Consider the following 3,248-nt stretch of genomic DNA (forward strand, 5'->3'; position numbering starts at 1 on the left):
AACAAATTCAATTGCAGCAAGCAACCGATTTGCTTCAGCAGCAGCAGCAAGCCGACACTGCAGAATTGCAGCAACTGCAACTCCAGCACCACAACCGCCAAACTTGGCAAAAACTCCTCGCCGGCCACCAGCAACAGCACTACAATATTTCTCAAGAATGCCGCCGCCTGCAGCAAGAACTCGCTGCGGCAAAACAGCAGGGAAATGAGCTGCAAGCCCTACTCGGACAGGAAAATGAAATAACAGCGGGAATCGCGTATTTCCATGATTTACAGGCCACCGAAGAAGCTCAAGCTGGGAAATTTAAGGTTAACCAACAAGCCCAAAATCAGCGCCAGCAATTACAAGAACAGCAGCGCGACGAACTGAGCTTTTTGCAAAACAAAATTCAGCAGTTACAAGCTCAGTTAGATGTTTTAGAACAGGATGAAAAAGAGGTTCTAGGTGTTCTCAAACAGCAGCCGGAGGTTGACAAAGGACTCGCGCAGTTGCAAGCAGTTCGATCGCGCCTCAGCGAACTCGACCAACTGCAGCTGCAAGTTTTGCCGCTGCTACAACAGCAGCAGCAAAAGCAACAAAATCTCGATCGCGCCCGCGCCGGTTTAACAGCCCGTTTAGAGGAAATCAACCGACAGGTGCAAGTTCAGCAGCAGCAGCGACAGCCGCAATTGCAGCAGGAAATCTCCGCCACCGCCAATCAGATTTTGCAGTTGGAAAACAAGCGAGTTTATCAAGAACGAGTCCGCGAAAAAGGCCAGGAAAGGCACAGTTTTCTGGAAAACCTGCAAGCCAAAAGCCGCGACTATCAAACCAGACTCGCCGAAATCGACCAAAAACTGCAACTGCTGCGGAAAAATGAAGGAGAAACCAGCGCCGGCGAAGGTAAAGCCTCGAATTTTGCCGAAAACGAGCAATCGAATTCGCGTTTGATGGTGCGGGATGCAAATTTTGGCAATTGTCCTTTGTGCGATCGACCTTTAGACGAACACTACTGGAATTTGGTAGTCGCAAAACACCACTCCCAACAGCAAGAAATTTGGAACCAACTGTGGGTTGTGCGCGAACAGTTGGCCGTCTCCGAGCGCGAAATTCAAGTCCTCAGACACGAATACCGCGAACTAGAAGAGGAATTAGCGCCCTATCAAGAATTGCGGGAACGCCGCAGCCATTTGCAAGCACAATTAGATAGCCTCAGCCAAGACGAAAACAGGCTGCAAAGTATGCGTCAAGATGCGGAGGAAATAGAGCGGTTGCTGAGTACCGGCGAGTACGCGGCCGATGATTTGGGCGAACTACAGCAAGTGGAACAGCAACTGCAACAGCTCAATTACAGCGATCGCAGTCACTCCCTCGCCCGCAGCGATGAAAAGCGCTTGCGGTGGGCGGAAATTAAGCAAGCTCAAATCAAAGATGCTCAGCAAAAACTGGATAAAATTAATGCCCGCCGCCCGGATTTGCAAACTCAATTAGCCGCCGTACAACAACAGTTAGAACAACAAAAAAACAGCTCCGAAATACAGCAACAAATTCTATCTTTAGATAGATACATTCTGGAAGTTGGCTATAATTTGGAACAGCACGAACACGTCCGCAGCGAAATGCGCCGGACGCAATTTTGGATCGCTAGGGCCGAAAAATTGCGATCGGCAACTGTGCAGTACCCGCAAGTGCAGCAGCGGCTCAACGAAATTGCTAATTCCATCGCCGTGCGCGATCGAGATTTGCAAGCTGTCAGCGCTCAAACTTCCGCGATGAACCAGCAGTTACAAGAACATCCCGATCCAACTGTTCGCATCAGCGCTGTAGAACAGCAAATAAGCCGCCGCCGCCAGCAGCTAGACCAACATTTGGGAAGTCTCGGAAGACTCCAGCAGCAGCAGCAAAATTTGGAATCCCTGCAAGTTCAGCTAGTAGCTCAAAAAGAGCAAATGCAAGTTACAAAGCGCCAATATCGAGTTTATCAAGAGTTGGGTCAAGCTTTTGGCAAAAACGGCATTCAAGCTTTAATGATTGAAAATGTTTTGCCTCAACTAGAAGCGGAAACCAATCAGATTTTGTCGAGATTGAGCGCGAATCAGTTGCACGTTCAATTTATTACTCAGCGGGCGGCTGCTTCTAAAAAAGCAACTAAGTTGATTGATACTTTAGACATTTTAATTGCTGATGCTCGCGGTACTCGCCCCTATGAAACTTACTCTGGCGGTGAAGCTTTTCGGATTAATTTTGCGATTCGGCTGGCGCTGGCGAGATTGTTGTCTCAGCGGGCGGGTACGGCTTTGCAAATGTTGATTATTGATGAGGGATTTGGGACTCAAGATGCGGAAGGGTGCGATCGGCTGATTGCTGCAATTAATGCGATCGCCCCTGACTTCGCCTGCATCCTCACCGTTACCCACATGGCCCAGCTCAAAGAAGTTTTTCAAGCCAGGATTGAAGTAAGCAAAACTGCTCAGGGTTCTTGCATTAGCTTGTCGGTTTAGAATGGTTAGATCATTTGCGATTTTTGATTTTTTATTAAAGATGTAGACGGCGGTTGAAACCGCGTCTACACAAACACTCACGCGCCGACGCGGGTTGAAGATAAGACTATTTATTCCCCGGAGATCCCCCTCGCATCCCCCTTAAGAAGGGGAGTAGGGGTTGACTTTGACAGCACTCTTGTCCCCCCCCTTAAGAAGGGGAGTAGGGGTCGAGTAGGGGGCAAGCTAAGGGGGGATCTCCGGGCTTAACTGAACCGTATTCTTGTATAGGCGCGAATTCCATTCGCCCGCTCTTCAACCCGCGGAGGCGGGTTTTGTCTGTATAGGCGCGAATTCCATTCGCCCGCTCTTTGATTCGCTCTTCCTTCCATTCGCCCGCTCTTCCTTCCATTCGCCCGCGCTTCATTTCCCCGTCGGCTTTTTGGGGCTGCTGAGTTTGTTAGGCTAAACTAAAAATAAGATTATAGAATAAGAATACCTCAACCTATTTAAAATTTTTATAGTTCTGTCTGCTCCTTGAGAGTGTGGGTATTGCCACCGATGACAACAGATTCCTTCCACCGGTCTCTTCTAGAACGGGCGATCGCCGCGTCTAGCAGCAGCATCCTGATTGCAGATGCTACGAAGCCTGACACACCTATTATCTACTGCAATCCTGCTTTTGAAAAACTGACCGGTTACAGCAGCGAAGAAGTTATGGGACGCAACTGCCGTTTTTTGCAAGGCCCGGATACCGATCGCGCCCAATTAGACAAACTCCGCAGCAGT

Annotated in this window: 3 protein-coding genes; 2 read left to right on the top strand and 1 reads right to left on the bottom strand. The window is 49.1% G+C overall.

What is annotated here, in order from left to right; genetic code table 11:
- Positions 1 to 2,480 (top strand): SbcC/MukB-like Walker B domain-containing protein (locus tag WBA89_RS16890; protein ID WP_424408339.1); only part of this gene is annotated, 2,480 nt, incomplete at its 5' end.
- Between the two features lie 190 nt (positions 2,481 to 2,670).
- Here WBA89_RS16890 and WBA89_RS16895 read toward each other — a convergent pair.
- Positions 2,671 to 2,886, bottom strand: coding sequence for a hypothetical protein (locus WBA89_RS16895; RefSeq protein WP_424408340.1), 216 nt, complete (start codon positions 2,884 to 2,886; stop codon positions 2,671 to 2,673).
- 134 nt (positions 2,887 to 3,020) lie between these two features.
- Between WBA89_RS16895 and WBA89_RS16900 the strand changes: the two genes are divergently transcribed.
- The coding region (locus WBA89_RS16900) for a PAS domain-containing protein (RefSeq protein ID WP_424408341.1) at positions 3,021 to 3,248 on the top strand (228 nt) is incomplete at its 3' end.

The organism is Microcoleus sp. (assembly GCF_049646505.1).
Classification (GTDB): domain Bacteria; phylum Cyanobacteriota; class Cyanobacteriia; order Cyanobacteriales; family Microcoleaceae; genus Microcoleus.

Coding starts and splice junctions, on each gene's coding strand:
- WBA89_RS16895 (WP_424408340.1), bottom strand. CDS start 2,886: ATGAAGCGCGGGCGAATGGAAGGAAGAGCGGGCGAATGGAAGGAAGAG.